The following is a 23,114-nucleotide window of genomic DNA, read 5'->3' as shown; positions in this document are numbered from 1 at the left end:
TTACCGATGCATCGCGACCAGCGAATGCTGGACAGCCAGTACGCCTGGGCCGGCGGTGACGATCATCAGCGCGGGCAGCAACGTGACGATCATCACACCGGTCATCTTCACGGCGAGACGGCCAATGCGCTCGCGCAACATCGCCCGGCGCGATTCGCGCAGGCGGTCGCCGAACTGCTTGAGCGGCTCCTGAACGGCGCCGCCGTGCCGGTCGACCTGCACCAGCAGGCGCACGACCGCGCGCAGATCTTCGTTGTCGTAACTGGAAGCGAGCCGGTTCAGCGATTGCTCGCGGGTGCGGCCCGCCGCGAACTGGCGCTGCGCGATTTCGAGTTCGCTCGAGAGCACGGGCAGCATCGAGCGGAAATCGTTGACCATGACTTGCAAGCTTTGATCGAGCGACAAGCCCACGCCCTGCAGCAGGCGCAACAGATCGACCAGCAACGGCAGTTCGTCGACTACGCCGAGTCGGCGCTTGCCGGCTCGCCGCTTGAGGATGATTTTCGGCACCATGAAGCCCGCCATGGTCGAGATGACCACGAGCACGACATAGCGTGGACCGTCCAGAGCGCCACGCGCCAAGGTACCGACCAGCACCGGCAGCACCAGTGCGCCCACGAGCCGCGCCACCAGAAACAGGCCGCGCGTGCGCGTATCCACGAAACCGCACTGCTCAAGCAGGCGGCGGTCTTCCTCGGCCACGACCTGGCGGCCGAACGGCGTGTCGAGCCAGCGAATCCCGGTGTGCGCGAAGCGCTCGAGCAGCCCCTTGAACCCCTTGAGTTGCACGTTTCGCAAGGCAGCTTTTGAGTTGCCCTGCGCGCCGTCCGCGCCACGCGCAGCCGCCGCGGACGCGAGCGCCGCGGTTTGCAACGCGCGCTCGTCGAGCGCGTGTCTTAGCGTGCGTTCGCTGCGCCGCACGGCGGCCACGCGCGCCAGCACCAGACCGGCAAGCAGCAGCACTGCGAGCGCGGCCAGAGCCAACGCGAGAGCGACGAGTTGATAAGCCTGCATCGTCAGCTCCTCAGATTCGCGAGGCGATACAGCAGATAGGCGCCCGCGACTTGCAAAGCAAACGCCAGGTAGACGAGCAGCCGTCCGGTCGGATCGAACCACATCGACGCGAAATACTTAGGATTGGAGAGAATCAGAAAACCGCCGATGCCGATCGGCAGCATCGCCAGCACCCACGACGACAGCCGCGTTTCCGCCGACATCGCCACGAGTTCGCGCTCGGCCTGTTCGAGATCGCGCATGAACGAAGACATGCGGTCGAGCATCACGTCGGCGCGGCCGCCGTACTTGACCGACAGACGCAGGACAGCGCCAACGAGTTCGAGCTCGCGCACGCCATAGATCACCGCGACCTGGGACAGCGCGCGATCGATTTCGACACCGGTGCGCAGCATCCGGGAGACATAGTCCAGACATTCGCGCAGCGGCGCCTCGGTGTTCTGCAACGCGGCCTGAAACGCGGCCGGCACGCTGTTGCCGAGCGTAATCAGACGCACGATGCCGTCGAGGAACAGCGGCAATTGCCGCACGATCAGTTGACGACGCTTGTTCGCGCGCATCGCCAGCAGAAAATAAATAAACATTGCGCACGCAATCAGCATCGCGCCGGCGGCGAGCACGCCGCCTGCCAACGCGGCCCAGCCGCACAGCAACAGCACGATTGCACCGGCAATCGTCGCAGGCGCCCGGGCGTTGGCAATGCCCGAGCGAGCCATTGCGTGTTGCACGATGAAGCGCACGCGCGCTTGCAGGTAGCGCGCTCGCGCGAGCCAGCCTGCATCCGCCGGGGGTGCTTGCGGCGCGATCGCGGCAGACGCCGCGGCGGCGCGCGCGGCGGCGACGCGCGGACCGCCCCCCGCACCGCTCGCCACCCCGCCCGCACCCGCGCCGGTCGGCATGGCCACCGCCATGCGGCTATCGATATAGCGCTCGGTGCTCGCCTGGTCTTTGCGCTGCGCGCCACGCTGCCAGAGCAGCAACGCGAGCGCCGCGCATAGCAGCGCGAGCGCCGCGAAGACCAGTACCACGCTAGACATTGAAGCCTCCGCCGAAACCGCCACCACCGCCGCCTCCGAAGCCGCCGCCGCTGAAGCCCGCGTTGCCGAAGCCGTTCTGTATCTCGCCGCCCAACGCCTGGCGAAAACGCGCGAGTTTCGGCGAGTGCGGATGAATACCGAGCGACACCCAGTTATCGAGCTCATCGCCTTCCGCGGTCGCGACCGGCTCGTAGCGATAAAGCTCCTGCGTCGCGATGATGTTGTCCGACAGACCGGTTACTTCGGTAATCGAAAGAATCCGCCGACGCCCGTTCGAGAGCCGGCCGATCTGCACGATGAAGTCGATCGCATTGGCGATCTGCCGGCGCAAGCTCGACTCGGTGCCCTGAAAGCCCGCAAAACCGGCCAGCATTTCGAGGCGGTACAGACATTCGCGCGGCGAGCTGGCGTGCACCGTGCCCATCGAGCCGTCGTGGCCGGTGTTCATCGCCTGCAGCATTTCGAGCACCTCGCCGCCGCGCACTTCGCCGACGATGATGCGGTCCGGCCGCATCCGCAAGGTATTGCGCAACAGATCGCGAATCGTCACGACGCCCGCGCCGTCGAAGCCGCCCGGACGGCTCTCGAGCCGCACCACGTGCGGGTGGTTCAACGACAGTTCGGCCGTGTCCTCGATGGTCACGACCCGCTCCGGCTCGGGAATGTGGAATGCCAGCGCGTTGAGCAGCGAGGTCTTGCCCGAGCTCGTCCCGCCCGAGACCAGCACGTTGCAACGCGCGGCGACCGCCGCTTCGAGCAGCGCGCCGATTTCCGGGCTGTAGGTGCCGTTGCCGAGCAGATCCTCGGGGCGCATCGGATCTTTGCGGAATTTGCGGATCGAGACGATCGGCCCGTCGATCGACAGCGGCTCGATCACGACATTCACACGCCCGCCGTTCGGCAGCCGCGCGTCGACCATCGGATTCGATTCGTCCAGACGCCGCCCGATCGGCGCGAGAATGCGCCGCACGATACGCAGCAGATGCGCGTTGTCGGCAAAGCGCACCTGAATCTTGGTCAGAATGCCGTGGCGCGACACATAGACGTCGTTGTAGCCGTTGATCAGAATATCCTCGACGGCCGGATCGGCGAGCAGATCCTCGATCGGGCCGAAGCCCGCGAGTTCCTTGGTCAGCGCCTCGGCGATCAACCGCACTTCACTCTCGTTGATCGGTATCCGGCGCAGCCTCACAAAGCTGTCCATTTCCAGATCGACGAACTGGTTGATCGCGTTGCGCGACCAGCGGCCGAACTCGGAGCCGAGCTCCTCGATACGCGTCAGCAGGTGTTCGTGCGCGGCGTTCTTGATGTCCTGGAACTGCTGGCTATGCGCGAACGAAGGCGCGTCGTCGGCAAATTCGATTTCTTTTGCCATCGTCTATGACCGCTTGTAAGGGGTTGGAATGAAGCGCTTGAGCGCGCCGAGCGCCGATTTGCTGCGTGCTTGCGCGGCCGCGCGCGCGGCGCCGCCGAGCCGTTCGATCAGAGGTTCGAGTGCGCGCACGTACGGATCGCGCGCCGCGACATCGGCCAGCAGATGCCCCTGGTTGACCGCCTGGCCGAGCGTGATGCGCCGCTCCGGCAAGGTGGCGAGCAACGGAATATCCAGGCGCTGCGCGATCTGCGCGGCGGCGAGACCGAGGTCGGCGTCGAACTTGTTGACGATCAACCGCACGTTCGCCGTATCCACGCCCTCTTCGCGCAACGCGTCGAGCACGCCGACCGCCGAAACGATCGAGGCGACGCCCTGATCGCACAACAGCCACGTTTCGTCGGCGGCCTGCACGACGTGAGCGATGAACTCGCTGTTGGTAAAGCCGCCGAGGTCGACGATCTGCTGATCGAAGAACGCGCGCAACCGGTTCAGCAAACCTATCGACGAGGAATACGACACCTCGCGCATGTCGGCGAGATTCGGCGGCAGCGTGGTGAGCGCGAGACCGCTCGAATGATGCGACAGTGCGGTGTGCACGAAGGTCTGATCGAAGCGGCGCAGATTGCGCACGGCTTCGACGAAATTGAATTCGCTGCGCGTATTCAGGAGCAGCGAGCCGTCGCCGGCCGGCAAGCCGAGATCGAGCAAGGCAGCTTGCCGGCCTTGCGCGACGTCGCGCCGTTGCAGCATCACCGCGAGATTCGCGGCCAGCGTGCTCACGCCCATGCCGACGCGCGCGCCCAGCAGCGCGGTGACGTTGCCATGGCGGCTGACCGGTTCCACAAGGTTGTCCAGGACTTGACGCGTGATGCGCAACGCGTCTTCGGCGGGCGCCGACAGGTCGATGAAATCGCGCACGCCGGCACGCAGCGCGGCGAGAGCGCTTTCGGGCTCGGCAAGCGTTCCGAGCGCGACGATCTGCATGCCGGGATAGGCCGTGCGCACCGCGCTCGCCGTGGCGCTCGCCGCCGCGCCGCGGCCGCCGGAGAAGTCGACGAACACCAGCGAAGGATTCAGCGCCGCAATGCGCTGCATCAGCATCGACGGATCGAGTGTGGCCGCTTCGACCACACCTGCGCCCACCAGCGTATCGGCGAGCCAATGCACGTGTTCGTCGGCTAACGACGCAAACACGAAATAATCGGTGACCGCCCGTTCAGTCAATGAATGCGTTCTCGCGTTCATATTGGACATCCTTATGCGGCATGGGCCGCGAAGCCCCCGCGTCGTACTGCTTGCCAGCGAGCAAGCGCGGTTCGCGTGCACGCTGGCTCAATGCTCCATCGATCCGGCGCGCCGCCTGGGCGCCCGCCGGCTTCACTTCGAAAATCCCGGCGCCGCATCGCGCGCCGCCACGCCGCCGATCAGCGAGCGCCACACCGGCCCGTTACGCTGTTCGGACTGCTCACCCGGCGTCGTCGGCAAGGTCGCGCCCTTTGCGAGCGGCGAAACCAGATGCGGCGTCACGATGATCACCAGCTCTTTCTCGTTCTGCTGGTAGTTCAGCTGCTTGAAGAAGGTGCCGATCACCGGCAGATCGCCGAGCAGCGGCACCTTCGATACATTCGATGCGGTCTCGCGGTCGATCAGGCCGCCGATCACGAAACTCTCGCCGTCGCCGAGTTCGACCGTGGTATCCGCGCGCCGCGTGGTGAACGCGGGCACCGACACGCCGCTGATCGTCACGGCATTGGCGAAATCCAGCTGGCTCGCCTCGGGCGCCACCTTCAACGCGATGCGCTGCGGGCTCAATACGGTCGGCGTCAGCGTGAGTCCGACGCCGTATGGCTTGAATTCGATCGAGGTCGAACCGAGCGCCTGCGGCACGGGAATCGGCACCTCGCCACCGGCGAGGAAACTGGCGCTCTGCCCGGATAAGGCCACGAGTGTCGGCTCGGCCAGCACGCGTGCGAGGTTGTTGCTTTCCAACAGGCTCAGGTTCGCGAACAACCCGTGCGTGGCGGAGTTGAAAATCAGGTTGAACGCCGACGAGATCGGCGTCGTGGCCGTCGTTTGCGGCTGCTGCCCCGCGGTCGCGGAAACCGAGGTCAGCGCCGATGGCGCAAACGAACCAAACGAAAAACCGTTGTTCTGCTTGAAGAAGTTGAAACCCACTTCCTTAAGCACCGAGCGGCTGAACTCGACCACCCGCACATCGACCTGCACCACCGCTCGGCTCGCCACAGTCGACGTGTCGAACACCGCGCCGTCCTTGCCGAGCGAGCCTTCCGACGCGACCACGGCGCGCTGGTGCGCCTCCATCGTCGCCGACGAGCCGGACACCACCGCCGTGCTGCCGAGCACCTTGACGGCCGGCGTATCCGGTCCAAGCAGCGAAGCCGCCGCCGGCGTGATGACATTGACCGTATAGATCAGTGGCGCCTCGCGATCGCTTGCCCATAGCATCAGGTTGGTCGTGCCCGCCGCCTTGCCGACCAGCAGCACGCCGCCGCGCTTGTCGCCCTTGATGATCAGCACGTCGGCCACCGCGGGGTCGCCGATCGCGACCCGCTTCAAGGTATGGCCTGTCGCGAGCGGCTGCTGCGCGCCGACCTTCAGGTCGATGGTCTGCGAGGGCACGGCCTCGGACGCCTGTACGGAATGCCCTTGCTGCACCGGACCCGCCGCATCAGCCGCAGCCGATACGGCGAGCAAGGCCAATCCGAGCCACGCCGCCTTCCCGAAAACAAAAATCCGTTCTGTCATGTAGTGTTGGACGCGTCCGGCCGCCCGCTCCCTGAAACCGCTTACCAGGCGACCGTCTCGGCGCGCCCACCCCGTATCACCTCGATACCGCTCTTTGTACTGTTTGTATTACCCGCAACGCGCGTAGGCAGCGGCGGCATATGCGGCAACGGCGGCCGCGCAACGGCGCCTGCCGAATTGGTGCTTCCCGACAAGGCGTCGAGCGACACACCGGCCGCTGCGCGTGTCGAATCCTGCAGCGGCGCGGCCGCGCCGGCGGTGGCAACCGTCTTCAACACGCCGGGATAGGCTGGCAATGCATTTTGATCGACTACTTCGGCATCCTTCGGATTGCGCAACGCGAAGATCAGACGGCCGGCGCTCTCGGCGAGCGTCAGGCGGTCCACATCGGCGACCGGCACTGCCAGCACCGCGGTGCGCACCATGCCGTTCGGGTCGCCGGCGCTGTCGCCGCTGGTGGTGGCATTACCGAACGCGAGCACGCGCACTTTCGACATCAGGAGACGCGCCTGAGTACGATCTATTTCGCCGCCGTTGCCGATGGCGCCGTCGCGCTTGAGCGTGAAAAACACGTCGACGAAATTACCCGGCCGCAACCGGTTGCCGACGGCATTGCCCTCGTCGACCCGCACGGCCAACGCGCGCTCGCCCGGCTCGACGCGCTCGGCAAGCCCTGACGACAACTGGGCTTCGAGCACTGGCGAGTCCGCGCCGATCTCCGCGTTCGGCACGCGGCCGGCCAGTTGCGCGGGATCGCTGAAGGCGCCGTTCGGATTGATCGGCAGCGACTGCACGCGCAGTTGGTCGACCGTGATTGGTTTGCCTGCCGGCAACGCGTGGATGGCCACCACCACCGGGAAGCTTGCCTGCGTCGCAGGGGTCACGGCAACCGGCGCCGGACGGCGCGACAGCGTCCACGCGAACAGGCCGAGCAGCAATGCGACAGCGATCAGCACACCGGCAAGAATTTTGGTCAGATTCGGCATGACGACTCGCTGCTTCGGTTAAACGATGCCGTGCCGTACGAGCGTTCGAAGCCGCTTCGGTGCACAAAAAGGCTGAGAGCCGGCGCGTGCGTCACTGAATATTCTCCGGATTGAGTTGTACCGTGGCGCTGCTCGACAAGGTGTTGGGCAGCGTGTAACTCAGCAGCGGCAAGGTCGGCACCAGTGGATTGGCCTGGTAGTTGTAAGTCAGCACGACGCTCACACACTGCATCGCGTTACTCGGGCCGCACGCCGCGGAAGTCGACGTGCATTGCATGGATTGCACCAGCGTCGCGACCATCAGATTCGCCGCAGCACAGGCAGCGTTGCCCCGATTGACGAGCGCGTTTTGCAGCGACGTATTGCTCTGCCAGTTCAGCGCCGCACGCGCCCCTTCTTCCGCTGCGAGCGTCAAGTTCTGCTGCGCCACGAAGATCAGACTGAAGGTGATGATCGAGTACAGGATCGTGAAAAACAGCGGGAACAGCAGCGCGAACTCGACCGCCGTGGAACCGCGCTGCGTAGACGTGCGGCGCGTATGAACCGGCTTGAGTCTCAAGCGCGCGAGCTGCGTGGCTACCGGCTTCATCGCACGCCTCCGCTCAGTCCTTGCAGCAGGAGCCATGCACTGGCGGCCGCCGTGAGACATGCCGCGTACGGCGTGGACGCTTTCCCGGCCAGTTCGAAAGTGACGCCGTCATGACGGAACAAACCGGCGAGCCGCGTGCGCGTTGTAATCAGCAGCCAGAGCGCATGCACGCCCGCGGCAAGACTAGCCGCCATCCAGAGACCGAGCAGCGCATGCATGCCGCACCACGCGCCAAGCACCGCAAATACCTTGACGTCCGCAGCGCCCATGACGCCGAGCGCGAAAAAAGGCAGCAACGCGGCGAGGCCGACCAGCGCTCCCATAGCCGCCTGGGTCAACGAAACGCCAAAAGGCCCGCATTGAAGAAGCGCGCAGGCGAATGCCGCCGCCAGACCGGCAACGATAACTGCGTTGGCAATACGCCGGCTGCGGCAGTCACTGATAGCGACTACCGCGGCCCAGGCGATAAATAACAAAATACCGACGGAGACATTCATTTCGCACTCGACAGGCGAAGCAACGCCATGCGAATTGCAATGCAATTCGCATTAGCCAATATAGCGAAGCTTTAAAAAACGCCCGCGACGCGGCCTGCCGTAATAACGTCGGCTGCTTCGCGGAACGTTTTCAGGTTGCCCTTTACGCTGCTGACGGAGCGACGATCTTGTTTGCGACGTCGGTCAACACGGTCGAAAGGTTACTGCCGATCGACGTGACCGCCGTTGCAATGACGAGTACAACTAACCCCGCGATAAGACCATATTCGATGGCCGTCACGCCCTTGCTATCTCTCAGGAAGCGTTGTGTGAACTTTTTCATTTTTACCCTCGGACTTCATTTATTTCGTTTGTATACGTGCTGCTTCGGATGACGGGTTCTTCAGCGCTGCGGACCATTGGTCTCTCATTCCTGGTCCTGCGTGTTGCGCTGCAGAAGCACCGCCTGGCAGCCGGCTTCAATAAAACAGATGCCTGTGCACGGTCTGTTCGATTACGCACCTCCCTCGTCAATCCTTGATGCTTTCGGGTTTTATAGCCGAACAATCATATTTAAGCAATTGTCCGCTGCCCTTAGCTCGACACCGTGTGCGTTTTAGCGCCGCACTCAGGTTAACGGCAGTTCGTGCGTTGCAGCACATAGGAATAACCATAAGTTAGATTCGCTGCACTAATTATTTGTTTGAACAGAACGTTTCAAGCGTCCGGGGCCCTCCCGCTGCACTTGCGTTACCCCATGTTTCGTAACGGCGCGCACGACTCGTTACGTTACGCAGCCCTCGCAAACGTTTAGCAAATTCATTTTCTCGCGGTATATCTGAGTTAGCGGACACTCCATCAATTCTTCGCAAAGCCATATCACATATGGCTTCACGCCCCTCGGCAAAGAAATCCTCCGCATTGCTCAGTCGAAATGGCACGGCTCGTGCAGAGATAGCCACGCAGCAACATCCAATAACACATGCGATGCGAGGGCGACATGAACATTCAAACGGCCAACACCACATTTCGAATAACCCTGATTGCGGCCAGCGTGGCAACGATGCTTTCTCTTGGCGCTTGCGGAGGCTCCGGAACCTTGAGCGCCGGCACCGGCGGCGGTAGCGACTCTTCCGGCAGCGCACTTTCCACCACCACCGGCAGTGGCAGTGGCAGTGGTTCGATGGGTTCGGGCGGGTCCGGCACCGACACCGGCAGCAACGGTTCGGGAAGCAGCTCCGGCACCGGAACGGGAACCAGCACGACCGCCGTCGCGAATGCGCTAGGCACGGTTGCCGACAACACCGGCGGCGTGGTCAGCGATGTCGGTTCGACGGTCTCGAGCATCGGCACCGTGATCGGTTCGCAAACCCTGCCCGGCGTCAGCTCGCAAACCACCCAGGCCGCCGGCGGCATCGTGCAGCAAGTCGGCTCGGCGGTCTCGACGCTCGGCACCGGCGTATCGCAGGGGCTCGGCCAGCTCGGCACCGGCGGCGACGCGATCGGCACGACGGTCTCGAGCCTCGGTGGCGTGGTCGGTCATGTCGGCGGCGCAGTGACCGATGCAGGCAGCCTCGTGACGAGCCTCGGCAGCGGCCCGCTCGCACCGCTGGCTGCGATCACGACGCCGCTCGGTGGCGTAGTCGATACGCTTGGCAATGCAGTCACCAACGGCGGCAGCACGCTCACGACCGCGCTCTCGACAGGCCCGGTCCAGCAAATCACGCAAACGCTCAGCACCGCAATCACGCCGATTACGTCGATGGTCGCGTCGACGACTCAAACGGTCGGCAACACGACCGGCCTCGGCGCACCGCTGAACAATCTGCTCGCGACTCTCGGCGGCGGCCTCGGCCAGGCCGGCACGCTGATCAGCGCAACCGGCGGCAATCCGATCACGGCCGCTCTCGGTCATACGGTAACGGACACGGGCACCACGGTCGCGTCGGTGGGTGGCCTGCTCACCGGCGGCACGGGCGGCAATCCGCTCGCTCCGCTTACCAGCGCGCTCGGCGGCCTGACGGGCGGCTCAAGTAGCGGCCCGCTGGCTCCGCTCACCAGCGTACTCGGCGGCTTGACGGGTGGCTCCAGCAGCGGCCCGCTCGCTCCGCTTACCAGCGCACTCAGCAGCGTAACAGGAGGCCTGGGCGGTGCATCGAACGGCAGCAGCCCGTTGGCGCCTGTCACCGGTCTGCTCTCGAGCGTGGCGAGCGGCCTGAGCAGCACGACCACTGGCAGCAGCAGCCCGCTCGCCCCGGTCACGGGCTTGCTGTCGAGCGTCACCGGCACGCTCGGCGGCGTCACGACTACGGCTGCCAACACGCCGGCCGCGACGACGACCAGCACCACCACGAGTCCCGGCCTGTCGCTGTCGGGCACCAGCGGCAAAGGATCGGGCAGCAACCCGCTCGCTCCGGTGACGTCGCTCGTCGGCGGCCTGCTTGGCGGCCTGACGAAGAAGTAAGCAACACCGTCGAAAGAAACGCAGCAACCGGCACCCGAAGTGCGGCCCCCAAGGCGTGCCCCGGCTCTGCCGGAACCCGGCTGCATTGAGCCGCGCCGCCCAGACATCCGTTGCACCGGCGCACGCAAACCACGCACACGACATCTAGAAGACACTGAGGAGCACCTATGTCCAGCCAACGTTTTTTTACTCTCCATGCGGCGTGCGCGACCGTGTCGTCGTTGCGCGCCCCGTTGATCGCCCTTGCGGCCGCCGGCTTGCTCGCCGCGTGTGGCGGCAATGGCATCACGGCGCCACCTGCCGCGTCAAACAGCGGTAGCGCCGGCGGCGGCGGTTCGACGAGCGGCGGGCCGCCCGTCAGCGCGTCGTCGGGCACCACCGGTGTCGCCACCGCTGCCGCGCAGACCACCAGCGACCTCGGCAACACGATCGCCTCGCAGACCATCCCGGGCCTCAGCCCGCAGGTCACGCAAGGTCTCGGCAACGCCGTGTCGAGCACGAGCGGCACGCTGAACTCGCTCGCCAACGCGGTGAGCGGCGGCGTCGGGCAGATCGGCACGACCTCCAATCCGGTCGGCACCACGGTCGCCGGCCTCGGTTCGGTGGTCAGTTCGACGAGCGGCGTCGTGCAAGGTCTGAGCACCGCGGTCGGTGGCCTCGGCACCGGCAATCTCGCGCCGCTGTCGCCGCTCACCACGCCGCTGGCAACCGTTCTCTCCACCACCGCTGGCGCCCTGAACGCCGGTGGCGCGACGCTCGGCAATTCGCTGGCCTCCGCGCCGGTGCAGCAGATCACCCAGCCGCTTAGCACCGCGATCACGCCGATCGTGCAGACCGCCGGACTCGTGACGCAGACGGTCGGCACGCAGACCGGCCTCGGCGCGCCGGTGGGCGGTCTGCTCGCGCAAATCGGCGGCACCTTGAGTTCGACCAGCGCGCAAATCGGCGCGGCCACGAAGAGCCCGGTCGGCGCCGATCTCGGCACCCTGGTCGGCTCGCTCGGCAACACGGTGACGAACGCCGGCGGCCTCGTCAATCCGAACGGCCCGAATGGCGCCAATCCGATTCCCGGCTTGATCACGAGCCTCCTCGGCAGCACGAACGTGGCCGTCGTCAATGGGCCGCCTGCCAACGGCAGCCCATTCGGCCCGCTGCAAAATTCGCTTGCGAGTCTCGGGCTCGGCAACAATCCACTCGGCTCGCTGTCGACGCTGCTCGGCGGCACGCCGCTTTCCGGTCTGACCTCGGCGCTGAGCGGCACGCCCTTGAGCTCGCTGACTTCGAGCGGCTCGCCGCTGAGTTCGCTGACTTCGGCGCTGGGTAGCACGCCTTTGAGTTCGCTCACCTCGGCGTTGGGCAGCTCGGGTAGCGCATCGAATCCGCTGTCGACGCTGACCGGCGCGCTCTCCGGTGTCACCAGCAGCGCCTCGGGCAGCAGCGGCAGCAACCCGCTCGCCCCGGTGACCGGCCTCGTCGGCCAGCTGACCGGCGCACTTAGCTCAGCGGCAGGGTCGACGAGCGGTTCGAGCAGCGCGACGGGCGGTTTGACGACGCTGCTCGGCGGTCTCGTGCCGGTGAGCCATAAGTAGTCCGCATAAGTTGCTCATCGATGCCGCTATGCAAGGCGCCCCATTGGACGTCTCGTTACGCGGCGTGCATAAGCTGTCCGTCTCATCACGTGCTCCGCGCTTTTTGCAGCCGATGTTCAAGCCCGCCGGAGCACGTGACGTAATACATGCAAGCATGGCAGTATGCGTCGAGCCACACATAAGCGATCGCAACCAGCCCGGCCAGGCGGTGCGTGCGCAAAACAAGAACGGCATACGAGGAAAATCCGATGAAACTCGGGTACGGTAGTAAATGGACCCTCCTGCTCGCGGCGATCGCGGCAAGCGGGATGCAAGTCGCAGCACACGCGCAGTCACGCCCGGCCGGCCCGGCCGTCGGCGGCAATCCTCTCGATTCACTGCCGCAGATCAAGGCGCCCGACAAAGGCCCGAACGTGACCGTGCAGGTCGCGCCGCAAGCCCCTCAGCTTCAGGAACTGCTCGCCCGCCATCTGACGCCCTCAAAGATTCAGGTCGAGGGCGTAAAGTCCATTCCGTTCGACGAGGTCGCGCAGCGCTTCACGCCGCTCGTCGGCAAAGACATCACCATCGGCGATCTGATTCAGGTCGCCAACGGCGTCACGAAGCTGTATCAGGACCGCGGCTATGCGCTCTCCTTCGCCTTCATTCCCGCGCAAACGTTCGACGGCGGCGTGGTGCGCGTAACGGTAGTCGAAGGCTACGTGTCCGCGGTCAAGGTGACGGGCAAACCGGGCGCGGTCGAAGACAAGATTCGCACGATCGCCGACCACATCGTCGCCGACCGGCCGTTGCGGCGCGCCACCTTCGAGCGTTACATCAACGTGCTGGGTCTGTTGCCCGGCGTGAAAGTCGCGGCCAACGTGGCGCCACCGCAGAATACCGACGGCGCCACTACGCTCGAGCTAAACGTGGACCGCAAACCGTTCGACGTCAGCACCGGTATCGACTTCAATCATCCCGGCGTGCAAGGCCTGCTGACGGCCACCGAAAACGGCCTGACGGCACTTGGCGAACAGTTGAGCGTGTCTGCGCTGCTGCCCAAGGGTCGCGACAACGTCACCTACCTTGCCGCGCACGCCGCGGTGCCGATCGGTAGCAATGGATTGATTGGGAAGATCGACGCGTCGCATTATCGCGGCAATCCCACCGACAATCCCGGCCTGCCCTCCTATATCGAGCGCACGGTCATCAACGATAAGGTCGGCGGCTCGCTGGCCTATCCGATCCTGCTGAACAACAGGCAAAGCGTGATCGGCACTGCGTCGGTCTACGCGTCGCACGACGAGGATCGCTACAACAACCATAGCACCGGCGCGCAGATCGGCTTTCGCTCGCAGGTGCGGGTCCTGCAACTGCAGGCCGACTACACCAACGTGGAAACCGGCCAGGTGCGCCGCGCGAGTATCAATGTGGCGAAGGCTTTCGATATTCTGGGCGCGTCGAAAGCCGGCGACTCGAACGTTCCCGGCACGACGGTCACGAACCCGGCATCGATCAATTTCGTGCGCACCGGCGCAAGTTTTTCGCAAACCAACGAGTGGCCGCTGAAGATCGGCACGGCCGTTTCGTTGACCGGTCAGTACAGCGGCGTCTCGCTGCCGACGTCGGAACAGATCTCGTTCGGCGCGCAACGTTTTGCGCAGGGTTATCAACCGGGCGAAGCGTCGGGCGATTCGGGCTGGGGCGCGATGTTCGAAATCAACCGGCCGTTTACGCCGGGTTTCACTTATCTGCGCACCTTCACACCCTATGTTTCGTTCGACATGGCGCGCGTGTATCTGCATGCGGGCACGCCGTCGCCGTCGAAGCTTTCGTCAATTGCGTTCGGCTTCCGGATCTCGGACGCGAAGTACTACAGCCTGGATCTGTCGGTGGCCAAAGCAATCGGCGACGCACCGGTGGAAAGCGCGTCGCGCAGTCCACGCATCAACGCGACGTTCTCGTACCAGCTGAACTGAAATTCGAAAGTGCCGTGTTCTGATTAGAGGTTCCACTATCAAACGGCGCGCGCACTTTCACGTATTCTGCGCTGACGGTGTGCGACCCGCCACACCCGGGTCGCCAGTCGCGCGCCGATGTGGCCAAAGTCGAACCTGAGGGGCAGTATCAGACACACCAGGCATCACGGCGGCCGGCAACGGAAGACCGCCCGAGATGCCAATAACGCCGTGCGACCATGATCGCGCCGTCTTTATTCAAGGAGGAAGACAATGATGCAATTCACCCAACGCGCCCGCGCAATCGCGCTTCGTACAGCCAAACATGCCGCCTTCGCCGGCGTGCTGCTCGCCAGCGCCGTCACGGCAATGGCGCAGGCCGATTCCCCGGTCGGCATGTGGCAGACCATCGACGATCACACCGGCCAGCCCAAGGCACTCGTGCAAATTGCACAGGACAGCAATGGCACGCTGAGCGGCAAGGTGGTCAAGGGACTCAATGCGAACGATCAACCGGATCGGCGCTGCAATGAATGTACGGACGCGCGCAAGGACCAGTTGATCCTCGGCATGACGATCATCAACGATATGAAAAAAGACGGCGACGGCTGGGATCACGGGCAGATTCTCGACCCGGAGAACGGCAAGGTCTACAAGTGCAAGATGCACCTGGAAGACGGTGGGAGCAAGCTGGTGGTGCGTGGCTATATCGGCGTTTCGCTGCTGGGCCGCTCGCAAACCTGGATTCGCCAGCAATAACGAGCAGGTCGTTCAGGCGCCTATGCCTGACGCGCCAAGTAGTGTTCCATCAGGGCCGCACCTGCCGCCAGGATGGAACCGGCAGAAACGGCCGACGATCGCCATCGTCCGGCCGTTTTTTTGTTTGAATCTGGCTGGTTGAAGTTGTCATGCAGCGTGCTTGAACGGCGACACATACGCGAACGGTGACGACGGTAATGGCTTGACCGCTGCCGGGCCATACGCCGGGGAAGCGGACGCCGGAACCTTTGCCGCGTCACTGCTCTTCTGTTCCACGCTCACATGCGTGCGCATGCGGGCTTCCATCAGGAGACAGAGTTCCTCGCTCGCCCCGCCGAACAGCTGATCCATGACGTGCTTGAGCACACCGGATTCGTACCACGCCTTGAAGCGGCGATGGCAGGTTTGATACGACGGATATTTGCGCGGCATGGCGGACCAGGTCGCGCCGCTATACATCACCCACAGTACGCCATTGAGCACCGAGCGCGTGTTGGCGAGCGGCCGGCCACGCAGTTCGGAGCGCGGACGCAGCTCAGGGAGCAACGGTGCGACACGTTGCCATTCTTCATCATTGATATCACGGTACGGATTCATGGTTTCTCCTTTGTCAGAACCATGACAAAGAAGATATCCAGTCACCCGCGAAGGGAATATAAGACCAATCCGAATCTTGAAAATACGCCTTCGGACTCTGCCTGTTCGACAAGCAGGGCGTGATCTATCGCAAAAGCATCCGCGCCCGTGTCACGCAGCGGTTCAGGTCAACGACGTATCGACGATCCGGCGCGGTGTGTCGAGATATTCTTTCGATTGCATTTCGACGATGCGCGAGACCGTGCGCGTGAATTCGTTGGCCATCGGACCGTCAACGTACAGTTGATCGGGCGGCACCGCGGCCGACATCAGCAGCTTGACCTTGTGGTCGTAGAAGACGTCGATCAGCCAGGTGAAGCGACGTGCCTCCGACGCCATGCGCACCGACATCTGCGGCACGCCGGACAGGATCACCGCGTGAAAACGGCTCGCCAGTTCCAGGTAGTCGTTCTGTGAACGCGGACCGCCGCACAGTGTCGAGAAATCGAACCACACGACACCATCGGCTCGCCGCAGCGCTTTCAACTCGCGCTTTTCGATGTGAAGGATAGGACTCTCATCGGGGACCGCCGCGAGGCGTGAAAACGCATCGCGCAACGCTTTATCCGAAGCCGCGCCGAGCGGCGTGTGATACACCTCGACCTGGGCCAGCGTGCGCTGGCGGTAGTCGATACCCGCATCGACATTGATCACGTCGAGCTTCGTCTTGATCAGTTCGATCGCCGGCAGCATGCGGTCGCGATGCAGGCCGTCCGGATACAGCGTGTCCGGATCGTAATTGGACGTCATCACGAATTGCACACCGTTCTCGAACAATTTGTCGAGCAGACGGTACAGGATCATCGCGTCGGCGATATCCGACACGTGGAATTCGTCGAAACAGATCAGCCGGTAGCGTTTGGCAATCTTCCTGGCGAGTTCGTCTAGCGGATCGGCGGTGCCTTTCAGCTCTTCCAGTTCACGATGCACCTCGCGCATGAACTCGTGGAAATGCAGCCTCGTTTTACGCTGCACCGGCACGATCATATAGAAGCTGTCCATCAGGAAGCTCTTGCCGCGCCCTACGCCGCCCCACATGTACACGCCACGCGGCAGATCCGGGTGGATGATCAGTTTCTTGAACGCGTTCGAGCGGCGCGACTTGTATTCGACCCACTCTTCATAGCACCGCTGCAGGCGGTCGACCGCAGCGCGTTGCGCCGGGTCCGATTGATACCCCCGCGTCTGCAGTTCTTTTTCGTAGTATTCGGTGACGTTCATTGTGTTGCTGCAAAAAGAAAGGCGGGAGGGAATGAACCCGCCCGCCTTCGTGGTGATGCCAGAGTTGCGTTCAGTCAGGCGTGCGCGTGATTACATGTTCAGCGCGCGCTTGTCCACGGCCAGAGCCGCTTCGCGCATGACTTCCGACAGCGACGGGTGCGGATGGCAAATGCGGCCGATGTCTTCCGACGCCGCCTTGAATTCCATCGCCACCACGGCTTCCGCGATCAGGTCCGACGCGTTGGCCGAGATGATGTGCACGCCGAGCAGTTCGTCGGTCTTCGCGTCGGCGATCATCTTGACGAAACCATCCGCCTTGTTGATGCCCAGCGCGCGGCCGTTCGCCATGAACGGGAACTGGCCCGTCTTGACTTCGCGGCCTTCGGCCTTCAGTTGCTGCTCGGTCTTGCCGACCCACGCGATTTCCGGTTCGGTGTAGATCACCCACGGAATGCAGTTGTAGTCGATATGCGGCTTCTGACCGTCGATGATTTCGGCGACCAGCACGCCTTCGTCTTCGGCCTTGTGCGCGAGCATCGGGCCACGCACCACGTCGCCGATCGCGTACACGTTCGGCACAGCCGTTGCGCAATGGTCGTCGACGTCGATGAAACCACGCTCGTTCGCCTTCAGGCCAATGGCCTCGAGGCCGAGGTTGTCGGTGTTCGGCACGCGGCCGATCGACACGATCAGGCGGTCGGCTTCGAGCGTTTGCGCGTTGCCGTCCTTGTCCGCGTAATTGATCGTGACACTGTTGTCGGTCGTCTTCACTTCGCCGACCTTCACGCCGACGTGGATGTCCAGACCCTGCTTCTTGAACTGCTTGGCGGCTTCCTTGGCGAGCGCCTGGTCAGCCGCGCCGAGGAATTCCGGCAGCGCTTCGAGCACGGTCACGTCCGCGCCCAGACGGCGCCACACCGAGCCGAGTTCCAGACCGATCACGCCCGCGCCGATCACGGCGAGCTTCTTTGGCACGGAGTCGAACGTCAGCGCGCCTTCGTTGTCGGCGACGATCCTGTTGTCGACCGGAACGTTCGGCAGGTGACGCGCCTTCGAACCCGTTGCGATGATGACGTTCTTCGCCGTCACGACTTCGGTTTCGCCTTCGCCGCTCACTTCGATCTGCACGCCGGCGTCCGTCTTGCCGGTGAACTTGCCATGGCCCTTGAGCCACGTGATCTTGTTCTTGCGGAACAGGAATTCGATACCCTTGGTCATCTTCTCGACGATGCCTTCCTTGCGGGCCAGCATCTTCGCGATATCGACCTGCACGTTTTCCACGCTGATGCCGTGGTCCGCGAGGTGATGCGACGCGTTTTCAAATTCTTCCGACGACGCGAGCAACGCCTTCGACGGAATGCAACCCACGTTCAGGCAGGTGCCGCCGAGCTTCAGCGCGCCGGCCGGGTTCTTCCATTTTTCGATACATGCGACGGTCTTGCCGAGTTGCGCTGCGCGGATAGCGGCGATGTAGCCGCCGGGGCCGGCGCCGATCACGACGACGTCAAATTCTTTGGACATGACAATCCTTTTGATGACGGAGCGACGCGCGGCCGCGCTTCGCGGGGGCGTCGCTCCAGTACTGCGGAATGCTAGAGACGTGCTGCCTGGATGGTGCCGGCTTGCGCGAAGACAAGCCGGCGCCGGGCGAACTGGCGATTACAGGTCGAGCAACAGGCGCGCCGGGTCTTCCAGCGCATCCTTCATTGCAACCAGCGACAGCACTGCTTCGCGGCCGTCGATGATCCGGTGGTCGTACGACAGCGCCAGGTAGTTCATCGGGCGGATCACGATCTGGCCGTTCTCGACCACAGCGCGTTCCTTCGTGGCGTGCACGCCCAGAATGGCGGATTGCGGCGGGTTGATGATCGGGGTCGACAGCATCGAGCCGAACACCCCACCGTTCGAGATCGAGAACGTACCGCCCGTCATTTCTTCGATCGACAGCTTGCCGTCCTTGGCCTTCTGGCCGAACTCGGCAATCTTCTTCTCGATTTCAGCGAGGCTCAGCTGATCTGCGTTGCGCAGGATCGGCACCACCAGGCCACGCGGCGAACCGACCGCGATACCGATGTCGAAGTAGCCGTGATAGACGATGTCGTTGCCGTCGATCGACGCATTCACCAGCGGGAACTTCTTCAGCGCATGAACAGCCGCCTTCACGAAGAACGACATGAAGCCGAGCTTCACGCCATGTTCCTTTTCGAACTTGTCCTTGTACTTGTTGCGCAGGTCCATCACCGGCGCCATGTTCACTTCGTTGAACGTGGTGAGGATGGCATTGGTTTGCTGCGACTCGAGCAGACGCTCGGCGATACGCGCACGCAGACGCGACATCGGCACGCGTTGTTCCGGGCGGTCCTTCAGCCATTGGTCGGCCGATGCCGGCGCCTTGACGTCCGGCAGCGACGGCTTCGCAGCCTTCGGTGCGGCAGCAGCCGGCGCCGGTGCTGCCTTGGCAGCCGGTGCGCCTGCCGTCAGCACGTCACCCTTGGTGATGCGGCCGTCGCGGCCCGTGCCGGCGACGTCGCCCGCGCCCAGACCCTTCTCGGCCATCAGCTTGCCGGCAGCCGGCGAAGCAGCGGTGTTCGCACCCGTTGCGGATGCAGCCTGAGCCGCCGGTGCAGCAGCCGGTGCCGACGTGGCGGCGGGAGCCGGCTTCACTTCGGCTTCGACAGCAGCGGCGCCTGCCGTGCCTTCGGTGTCGATCTTGGCGATCACCTGATCCGCCACGACGATGTCGCCGTCGTTCGAGATCACTTGTGCGAGCACGCCGGCGGAGGGTGCCGGCACTTCGAGCACGACCTTGTCGGTCTCGATTTCGATGAGAATTTCGTCTTGAGCAACAGCCTCGCCGGGCTTCTTCTTCCACTGCAGCATCGTGGCTTCCGAGACCGACTCGGAGAGCTGGGGAACCTTGACTTCAACAATAGCCATTATGAATATCCTGAATACGTATCGGGTGACGGCGCGCGATCTTTGTACTCGACGACCGCCTGCGAACCATGCCTGCCGGGACCAAACCATTACGTGATGGCGGAACGCGGCACGGGAAAGCGCAGCGCGCTTTCCCGGTTCGTCTGTTTTCCTTATTTAGCGATCGACGCGCTCTTGAGGCGGCCGAAAGCGCCTTCGACCAGCGCCTTCTGCTGCTCGTAGTGCTTCGCGTAGTAGCCGACTGCCGGCGAGGCCGAAGCCGGACGTCCGCTGTATGCCAGCTTCTGCCCTTCCTTCATGCCTTCCTTCAGGTGGTGCTCGATGTAGAACCACGGGCCTTGATTCTGCGGCTCGTCCTGCACCCAGACCACTTCGGTCGCGTTGTCGTACTTCTTCATTTCCGCTTCGAACTGCTTATGTGCGAACGGATAGAGCTGTTCGATACGGATGATCGCGACGTCGTTCGACTTCGATTCACGGCGATGCGCCAGCAGGTCGTAGTACACGCGACCCGAGCAGGCCACCACGCGCTTGACCTTCTTCGGCTCGATCGCTTCGTCGATTTCGCCGAGGATCGGCTGGAACGCGCCCTTCGCCAGTTCGGACAGATCCGACACGGCTTCCTTGTGACGCAGCAGCGACTTCGGCGTAGCGACGATCAGCGGCTTCCTGAACAGGCGGATCATCTGACGGCGCAACAGGTGGAAAATCTGCGCCGGCGTGGTCGGCTGAACGACCTGCATGTTGTGATCCGCACACAGTTGCAGGAAACGTTCGATACGTGCCGACGAGTGCTCCGGACCTTGGCCTTCGTAGCCGTGCGGCAGCAGCATCGTGAGACCCGAGACGCGGCCCCACTTCACTTCGCCCGACGAGATGAACTGGTCGATCACGACTTGCGCGCCGTTCACGAAGTCGCCGAACTGCGCTTCCCACGCGACGAACGTGTTCGGTTCAGCGGTCGAGTAACCGTATTCGAAGCCCAGCACCGCTTCTTCCGACAGCACCGAGTCGATCACCGTGAACTTCGCCTGACCTTCGGCGATGTTCTGCAGCGGCACATACGTGCCGTCGTTCCAGCGTTCGCGGTTCTGATCGTGCAGCACTGCGTGACGGTGGGTGAACGTGCCGCGGCCCGAGTCCTGACCGGTCAGGCGCACGGCATAACCGGATGCGACCAGCGATGCGAATGCCAGGTGTTCGCCCATGCCCCAGTCGAGCTTCGCTTCACCACGGCCCATCGCGCGACGGTCGTTGATGACGCGCTCGACCAGCGGGTGAACCTTGAAGTTTTCCGGGATCGTGGTGACGCGCTCAGCGAGGCGCTTCAGTTCAGCCAGCGGCACGGCCGTGTCGGCTGCGTCGGTCCACTTGCGGTTCAGGAACGGAACCCAATCCACCGCGTACTTGCTCTTGTAGTTCGACAGAACCGGGTCGACCGTGTGGTGGCCTTCGTCCATCGCCTTGCGGTAGGCCTTGACGAATTCGTCGCCTTCTGCCGCCGTGATCACGCCTTGCTGGACCAGCTTCTCGGCGTACAGTGCGCGCGTGCCCGGGTGCTTGGCAATCGTCTTGTACATCAGCGGCTGCGTGACAGCCGGCGTATCCTGCTCGTTGTGACCCAGCTTGCGGAAGCAGACGATGTCGACGACGACGTCCTTGTGGAACTGCATCCGGAAGTCGATAGCCAGTTGCGTAGCCAGCACGACCGCTTCAGGATCGTCGCCGTTCACGTGCAGCACCGGCGCCTCGATCATCTTGACGACGTCCGAGCAGTACAACGTGGAGCGCGAGTCGCGCGGGTCCGACGTCGTGAAGCCGATCTGGTTGTTGATGACGATGTGCAGCGTGCCGTGCGTGCCGTAACCGCGCGTTTGCGCGAGGTTCAGCGTTTCCATCACGACGCCCTGGCCCGCGAAAGCCGCGTCGCCGTGGATCTGCACCGGCAGCACTTGCAGGCCGCTGTCGTCGCCGCGGCGATCCATACGAGCCTTCGCCGAACCTTCGACCACCGGGTTGACGATTTCGAGGTGCGACGGGTTGAACGCGAGCGACAGGTGAACCGGGCCGCCTTCGGTCGAAACGTCCGACGAGAAACCCTTGTGGTACTTCACGTCGCCGGCCGGCAGGTCGTCGACGTGCTTGCCTTCGAATTCGGCGAACAGGTCGGCCGGCATCTTGCCGAGCGTATTGACCAGCACGTTCAGGCGGCCACGGTGGGCCATGCCGATGACGATTTCCTGCACGCCGTTGGCGCCGCCGTGACGCACGACTTCGTCCATCGACGCGATGAAGCTTTCGCCGCCTTCGAGCGAGAAGCGCTTCTGACCGACGTACTTGGTGTGCAGGAAGCGCTCGAGGCCTTCAGCAGCCGTCAGGCGATTCAGGATGTGCTTCTTCTTTTCATTGGAGAAGTTCGGCGTCGAACGGATCGACTCGAGCTTCTCTTTCCACCAGCGCTTCTGCTCCGGATCGCTAATGTACATGTACTCGGCGCCGATCGTGCCGCAGTACGTGTCACGCAGGGCCTTGACGATCTCGCGCAGCGACGCACGCTCGAATCCGAAATACAGATTCGTGGCGCTGAACTCCTGGTCCATGTCGGCTTCGGTGAAGTCGTAGAACGCGGGTTCGAGTTCGGGGATAGCGGGACGTTCGCGGCGCTTCAGGGGATCGAGATTGGCCCATTGCGAGCCGAGGAAACGATATGCGCCGATGAGGGACTGCACATAGACTTGCTTGCGGGAGGTAGCCAGATCTTCGCCGCCGGCTGCCGTGCGTGGGATGAAGGCGTTAGCCTTGGCCCGTTGCGCAAACGATTCGACGATCGGGCCGTGAGCCACGTCGTTGGCATTGCTGCCATCCGATGCAGGGACGTTCTGCAACGCGTCGAAATAGCTGCGCCAGTTCTCGGGCACTGACGCCGGATTATCGAGATACGCTTCGTACATTTCTTCTACGTACGGAGCATTGCCGCCGAACAGATAAGAGTTCGACTGGAATTGCTTCATCATTTTTACGCTCACCTTTCTTCGAGTTTCTCGAGAAATAGCGGGTTACAGAACCTTCCGCGACACGGCCTGACCGTTTAGCGGATTGCGCGAATCAAGTCTTGCTTGGAAGGACCTAAAACTTTGCACCCGGGGAGCATATCACAGAACGGATAGTGCAGATAGCAGACGGATTGCCGCTCAAGCCCGTCACGGCGGGCTTTCAGCCACATTACCCGGCTCTCGCAACAGTCTTCTGCGAGAAATGGGGACAAACGGGTACAAACGGAACGCCAACTGCAAACAACTGCATCCAACAGCTGCGGGCGATCCTCGGG

General features: G+C 63.4%; 18 protein-coding genes. 4 read left to right on the top strand and 14 right to left on the bottom strand.

Annotated features, from left to right (window positions below):
- The 9 genes from DSC91_RS32675 to DSC91_RS32635 form a co-directional block, all read right to left on the bottom strand.
- Window positions 1–1,014: a type II secretion system F family protein gene (locus DSC91_RS32675; protein WP_115782640.1), complete on the bottom strand. Its 1,014-nt coding sequence runs from the start codon at window positions 1,012–1,014 to the stop codon at window positions 1–3.
- Window positions 1,015–1,016: 2 nt separating this feature from the next.
- Window positions 1,017–2,051, bottom strand: coding sequence for a type II secretion system F family protein (locus DSC91_RS32670; protein ID WP_115782639.1), 1,035 nt, complete (start codon window positions 2,049–2,051; stop codon window positions 1,017–1,019).
- Window positions 2,044–3,426, bottom strand: coding sequence for a TadA family conjugal transfer-associated ATPase (locus tag DSC91_RS32665; RefSeq protein WP_115782638.1), 1,383 nt, complete (start codon window positions 3,424–3,426; stop codon window positions 2,044–2,046). The genes DSC91_RS32670 and DSC91_RS32665 overlap by 8 nt, the downstream gene beginning before the upstream one ends.
- A gap of 3 nt (window positions 3,427–3,429) precedes the next feature.
- A complete protein-coding gene (locus tag DSC91_RS32660) occupies window positions 3,430–4,671 on the bottom strand; it encodes a fimbrial protein (RefSeq protein ID WP_115782637.1) in 1,242 nt (413 codons plus the stop codon).
- A 132-nt stretch (window positions 4,672–4,803) separates the two neighbouring features.
- The gene (locus DSC91_RS32655; RefSeq protein WP_115782636.1) at window positions 4,804–6,192 is read right to left on the bottom strand and encodes a type II and III secretion system protein family protein; all 1,389 of its coding nucleotides are present in this window, start codon (window positions 6,190–6,192) and stop codon (window positions 4,804–4,806) included.
- 41 nt (window positions 6,193–6,233) lie between these two features.
- Window positions 6,234–7,178: a Flp pilus assembly protein CpaB gene (gene cpaB / locus DSC91_RS32650; protein ID WP_115782635.1), complete on the bottom strand. Its 945-nt coding sequence runs from the start codon at window positions 7,176–7,178 to the stop codon at window positions 6,234–6,236.
- 91 nt (window positions 7,179–7,269) lie between these two features.
- The gene (locus DSC91_RS32645) at window positions 7,270–7,767 is read right to left on the bottom strand and encodes a TadE/TadG family type IV pilus assembly protein (protein WP_115782634.1); all 498 of its coding nucleotides are present in this window, start codon (window positions 7,765–7,767) and stop codon (window positions 7,270–7,272) included.
- The gene (locus tag DSC91_RS32640; RefSeq protein ID WP_115782633.1) at window positions 7,764–8,264 is read right to left on the bottom strand and encodes an A24 family peptidase; all 501 of its coding nucleotides are present in this window, start codon (window positions 8,262–8,264) and stop codon (window positions 7,764–7,766) included. The genes DSC91_RS32645 and DSC91_RS32640 overlap by 4 nt, the downstream gene beginning before the upstream one ends.
- 142 nt (window positions 8,265–8,406) lie before the next feature.
- The gene (locus DSC91_RS32635; protein WP_115782632.1) at window positions 8,407–8,586 is read right to left on the bottom strand and encodes a Flp family type IVb pilin; all 180 of its coding nucleotides are present in this window, start codon (window positions 8,584–8,586) and stop codon (window positions 8,407–8,409) included.
- A gap of 657 nt (window positions 8,587–9,243) precedes the next feature.
- Between DSC91_RS32635 and DSC91_RS32630 the strand changes: the two genes are divergently transcribed.
- The 4 genes from DSC91_RS32630 (at window position 9,244) to DSC91_RS32615 (ending at window position 14,992) form a co-directional block, all read left to right on the top strand.
- The gene (locus DSC91_RS32630) at window positions 9,244–10,707 is read left to right on the top strand and encodes a collagen-like triple helix repeat-containing protein (protein WP_115782631.1); all 1,464 of its coding nucleotides are present in this window, start codon (window positions 9,244–9,246) and stop codon (window positions 10,705–10,707) included.
- A 167-nt stretch (window positions 10,708–10,874) separates the two neighbouring features.
- Complete coding sequence (locus DSC91_RS32625; RefSeq protein ID WP_115782630.1) at window positions 10,875–12,296, top strand: collagen-like triple helix repeat-containing protein; 1,422 nt, start codon at window positions 10,875–10,877, stop codon at window positions 12,294–12,296.
- Window positions 12,297–12,544: 248 nt separating this feature from the next.
- Window positions 12,545–14,254 (top strand): ShlB/FhaC/HecB family hemolysin secretion/activation protein, encoded by a 1,710-nt coding sequence (locus tag DSC91_RS32620; protein ID WP_115782629.1) that lies wholly within the window; start codon window positions 12,545–12,547, stop codon window positions 14,252–14,254.
- Between the two features lie 252 nt (window positions 14,255–14,506).
- A complete protein-coding gene (locus DSC91_RS32615) occupies window positions 14,507–14,992 on the top strand; it encodes a DUF2147 domain-containing protein (RefSeq protein ID WP_115782628.1) in 486 nt (161 codons plus the stop codon).
- Window positions 14,993–15,139: 147 nt separating this feature from the next.
- Here DSC91_RS32615 and DSC91_RS32610 read toward each other — a convergent pair whose 3' ends face one another.
- The 5 genes from DSC91_RS32610 to DSC91_RS32590 all read right to left on the bottom strand — a co-directional run bounded on the left by DSC91_RS32610 (window position 15,140) and on the right by DSC91_RS32590 (window position 22,800).
- A complete protein-coding gene (locus DSC91_RS32610) occupies window positions 15,140–15,589 on the bottom strand; it encodes a transposase (protein ID WP_115782627.1) in 450 nt (149 codons plus the stop codon).
- Window positions 15,590–15,751: 162 nt separating this feature from the next.
- Window positions 15,752–16,849: a cell division protein ZapE gene (gene zapE / locus DSC91_RS32605; RefSeq protein ID WP_115782626.1), complete on the bottom strand. Its 1,098-nt coding sequence runs from the start codon at window positions 16,847–16,849 to the stop codon at window positions 15,752–15,754.
- Between the two features lie 90 nt (window positions 16,850–16,939).
- Entirely contained in the window at window positions 16,940–18,370 is a 1,431-nt protein-coding gene (gene lpdA / locus DSC91_RS32600; RefSeq protein WP_115782625.1) for a dihydrolipoyl dehydrogenase, read from the bottom strand.
- Window positions 18,371–18,508: 138 nt separating this feature from the next.
- Window positions 18,509–19,786, bottom strand: a complete 1,278-nt coding sequence (gene odhB / locus DSC91_RS32595; protein ID WP_115782624.1) for a 2-oxoglutarate dehydrogenase complex dihydrolipoyllysine-residue succinyltransferase — start codon at window positions 19,784–19,786, stop codon at window positions 18,509–18,511.
- Window positions 19,787–19,938: 152 nt separating this feature from the next.
- Entirely contained in the window at window positions 19,939–22,800 is a 2,862-nt protein-coding gene (locus DSC91_RS32590; protein WP_115782623.1) for a 2-oxoglutarate dehydrogenase E1 component, read from the bottom strand.
- Between the last annotated feature and the right edge of the window lie 314 nt (window positions 22,801–23,114).

It is taken from the genome of Paraburkholderia caffeinilytica (assembly GCF_003368325.1).
Lineage (GTDB): Bacteria > Pseudomonadota > Gammaproteobacteria > Burkholderiales > Burkholderiaceae > Paraburkholderia > Paraburkholderia caffeinilytica.
The sequence above is the reverse complement of the archived record's forward strand: the minus strand, read 5'-3'. Positions and strand labels throughout refer to the sequence as shown.